The organism is Bartonella sp. CE47NXGY (assembly GCF_042195415.1).
Lineage (GTDB): Bacteria > Pseudomonadota > Alphaproteobacteria > Rhizobiales > Rhizobiaceae > Bartonella.
In genome coordinates, this window is the sequence record NZ_JBHIOI010000072.1 from 1 (window position 1) to 3,304 (window position 3,304).

5 protein-coding genes are annotated in these 3,304 nt (G+C 33.9%); 2 read left to right on the top strand and 3 right to left on the bottom strand.

The features are described from left to right. Positions 1-157 precede the first annotated feature (157 nt). On the top strand, positions 158-1,105 hold the full coding sequence (locus tag ACFIL3_RS09285) for a hypothetical protein (protein ID WP_375682137.1): 948 nt from the start codon (positions 158-160) through the stop codon (positions 1,103-1,105). Here the strand turns inward: ACFIL3_RS09285 and ACFIL3_RS09290 are convergent. Genes ACFIL3_RS09290 through ACFIL3_RS09300 form a run of 3 tightly spaced genes read right to left on the bottom strand, consistent with a single transcriptional unit; the run spans position 1,095 to position 2,557 of the window. Further along, complete coding sequence (locus tag ACFIL3_RS09290; protein ID WP_375682138.1) at positions 1,095-1,772, bottom strand: hypothetical protein; 678 nt, start codon at positions 1,770-1,772, stop codon at positions 1,095-1,097. The two genes, ACFIL3_RS09285 and ACFIL3_RS09290, sit on opposite strands and share 11 nt — an antisense overlap. 10 nt (positions 1,773-1,782) lie before the next feature. Further along, entirely contained in the window at positions 1,783-2,223 is a 441-nt protein-coding gene (locus ACFIL3_RS09295) for a coiled-coil domain-containing protein (protein ID WP_375682139.1), read from the bottom strand. Positions 2,224-2,233: 10 nt separating this feature from the next. Further along, a complete protein-coding gene (locus ACFIL3_RS09300; RefSeq protein WP_375682140.1) occupies positions 2,234-2,557 on the bottom strand; it encodes a hypothetical protein in 324 nt (107 codons plus the stop codon). Positions 2,558-2,670: 113 nt separating this feature from the next. On the opposite strand from ACFIL3_RS09300, the gene ACFIL3_RS09305 reads away from it, so the two are divergent. Beyond that, positions 2,671-2,997, top strand: coding sequence for a hypothetical protein (locus ACFIL3_RS09305; RefSeq protein ID WP_273721234.1), 327 nt, complete (start codon positions 2,671-2,673; stop codon positions 2,995-2,997). Positions 2,998-3,304: the final 307 nt, after the last annotated feature.

The window sequence follows — 3,304 nt, forward strand, 5'->3', positions numbered from 1 at the left end:
CACTGAACATGTCACCACTTGCACCACGTATCGCCCACCCCGTTTTGGTACCTAGATCAAAACAAAGAATCGTGTTATTCACTGCGCCTCTCCATACACAATGTGTTTTATTAGGTTGTTTTTTTCCGAAAATGAAAGAAAGAACGGTGTGTAAAATATGCAAGCAGTTTTAAATTGGATAGAACAGCATCCTGTATTATTTTCAGCGTTTTCTGTATTATTTTCAGCACTTTCTTCGGTTGGTGCTTTATTATCAGCAATTTTTGCTTTTCGTTCTATTAAACAGACATTGAAATTAAGAAAGGAAGACAAAATAGAAGCTGAAAAATCAAGAGAAGAAGATCGCATAGAAGCTGCAAAATTGAGAAAGGAAGATCGAGAAAAAGATGAAAAATTAAGAGAAGAAGATCGCATAGAAGCTGCAAAATTGAGAAAGGAAGATCGAGAAAAAGATGAAAAATTAAGAGAAGAAGATCGAGAAAAATTTAAAACAGAATTAGCCAATGCCATGGACATAGCTAAATCAACTAGACAACAAGCGATATCAATGAAAAAGCTTGCCACAGTTCTGGAAAAACAATTAGAGATTTTAGAAGAAAAAAAGCTCCGTGTTACCACACACAGTTCATGGATAAGTGATAATCCTAATGATATCTTTCCAGTAATATATGTATCTTTAATCATTACAAATGCTACAAAACAAACAATTAAAATCAACTCTATCAGCATACAGGATAATAGCCTTTTTATCTTTATGTCCGCATGCTATCGTGAACTTTTGCCACAATCACTAGGAGCACTACATTACATCCATCCTCAACAGGAAAAACACTTATGCTTAAAGAAACCTCGAGTCGATCCACCCATACATAGCGATATTGATCCATTTAGCCTCAAACCTTCTGGTCTATTAGGACTAATTATTGGTGTTTTTCCTATAGACAGAAACTCAGAAATTCCTTTAATATTGACTATGGAGCACACTGCCGTAAATCCTTTAAATCCACCAGAAAAAGTGACTTTTTGCCCCGAATATTTTAATATTAAACCAAGTAATAAACTATCCGATCTGTTGTATTCCAAGCTGTTTCCATTCAATAAATAACCGTTTTCCAACATGATGAATAACGCTGTTGTTCCTCAGAGCTTTTTTCAGCCAACTCGGCCCATGTCATTGGCTTTGGTTTCATAAGAAGAAATGATAAATATTGTGCCCTATCCCATTTATTGGCTTCTGCAACTGTAACCGATTGTTTTGCCATAAACCATCTATTGAAATCTTCAATAATTTCAATTGCTTCATTCTTTTTCTGCTCATCCTTCATCAATTGTATTAGTATCTTTTGCGTTCTATCATCTTCTTCATTTACAATTGGGGCTTTTTCTACAAACTCTCTTACAAGCGCACGAACATCTTCAGACTCTTGAAGATTTTCATAAATATTTTCATATTCAGTCAAATATTCTTGCTCTTTAGATTTCTTCTGTTCAGATTCCAACAAACGTTCTTGCACTTCTTTTTGTAATTTTTGTAAATGTTGTATTTTCTCTTCATTTTCTGCTAGCTGTTCTTCCATCAATGCTTTTTGTGACGCTATTAACTCATTTTTTTCTGCTAGCTGTCCTTCCATCAACGCTTTTTGTGACGCTATTAACTCATCTCGTTCTTTTATCGCTTGTCTAAGCATTTTTATGTTTTTAAAATTGGTATAAACCGCATAACATGAACACAAATTAGCAATACAAGATATAATAAGTGCAATTAAGCCCATCCCTCTCTCCTCACTTACCCTTCTTCTTACTCTTCTTATTCTTATGAAGCGGCGCTTTTACTGCTTCATCACGCGGCTTAAGCTCTTGTGTTAGTCTTTGAATTTTCTCGTCACGTTCTTTAATCTCTTGCTTCAGTTGTTTAATTTCCTCGTCACGTTCTTCAATCTTTTGTTTCAGTTGTTTAATTTCCTCGTCACGTTCTTCAATCTCTTGCTTCAGTTGTTTAATTTCCTTGTCACGTTCTTCAAGATCCGCATCACATTCATCAATTGTCTGCTTGCTTTCCTTTAAATACCTAAACTCATTCTCTTTCATTTTTTTCTTAATATCTTGAACCTGCTCTTTAAGTGCTTTAACTTGATCGCGATAATGCAATGCAATACGAAACATCACTCCGCTTAAGAGCAAAACTGAAACCACTGCTATCCATAAAATTTCATTCGAACTCATTTTGATCTCCTTAATGCTGCAATCTATCGACCTTCTGATCAACACCGCAGCTCTTGCAAATTTTCGACATTGGGGGGTGTTGCTCTTGCATTAATCTCTGCAAGCGCTCGGGATAAAAAAAATCTTCTGGACGCAAATCTATCCCATGATCACGTGCGTAGTTCAGAAGCATAATTTGATATTTAGCTGGTATAATTCCGCCTTTACCCTCTAGTTTTTTTAAAGGATAAGTCCATTTATAAACAGCAGACACATGGCATTGAGAAATCAATGACACACGTTTCGCACCGCCTAAATATTTTATAATCGTACCTGCTGAATTTTTGATATTCATTTTAATTTCTCTATTTATCAAACGGGCATTTATTCGATTATAGAAAAAATGTCAACATTTTTTCTAAAATAGAAATGTTGATATTTTTTAAAACAATAGGAATATTGATAAGTATGGATATTCAAAAAGAAATAAAAATTTGGGCAAATGAAAAACTTAAAACAATGGGTCATGGGTCCCGAACTGAATTAGCTAAACATATGGGACTTCATACATCTGTTGTATCTAAAATGCTTTCTGTCGATGATGATAAAGAAAGTAGAAGCATATCTGCTGATGAACTCGTTAGATTAACTTCATTTTTTAAAGCTCTCCCCCCTCATTTTATACCCGATAATTGTGATGATTATTTTTTAAAATTATATTCCTCGGCAAAGCCAGAGCATAGAAAAGCCGTCATTTCTTTTCTGCGATCTTTGCAAGAAGAAGATGGAAAATAACCACCCGTTTTTGCTCATTTGTTAATGACGAAAATATTTTTAGAGCTTTTTTAGACTGCTTCATACAGAATTTTCTCCACATTGAAATGAAAATTAAATTACTTTTTTGTGTAGACTATTTGTCTATCACTAAAAAAATTTTTTCTGTTTTAGAAAAATTATATTGACTTATTCTAAAATCGAAAATATGTTCACTCCATATCTTAGAAAATAACTTTTGCCAATAGGCAGTATGGAGGCATTTGTGAATAAACCAGTGTTTATAAATTCTGATGAAATTCTCTTAGTGATGTGCGAAAATGAAGAA

Bases quoted from the DNA above. Each gene is read 5' to 3' on its own strand.
- ACFIL3_RS09300 (WP_375682140.1), bottom strand. From the start codon at position 2,557: ATGAATATCAAAAATTCAGCAGGTACGATTATAAAATATTTAGGCGGT.
- ACFIL3_RS09290 (WP_375682138.1), bottom strand. From the start codon at position 1,772: ATGGGCTTAATTGCACTTATTATATCTTGTATTGCTAATTTGTGTTCA.
- ACFIL3_RS09295 (WP_375682139.1), bottom strand. From the start codon at position 2,223: ATGAGTTCGAATGAAATTTTATGGATAGCAGTGGTTTCAGTTTTGCTC.
- ACFIL3_RS09305 (WP_273721234.1), top strand. From the start codon at position 2,671: ATGGATATTCAAAAAGAAATAAAAATTTGGGCAAATGAAAAACTTAAA.
- ACFIL3_RS09285 (WP_375682137.1), top strand. From the start codon at position 158: ATGCAAGCAGTTTTAAATTGGATAGAACAGCATCCTGTATTATTTTCA.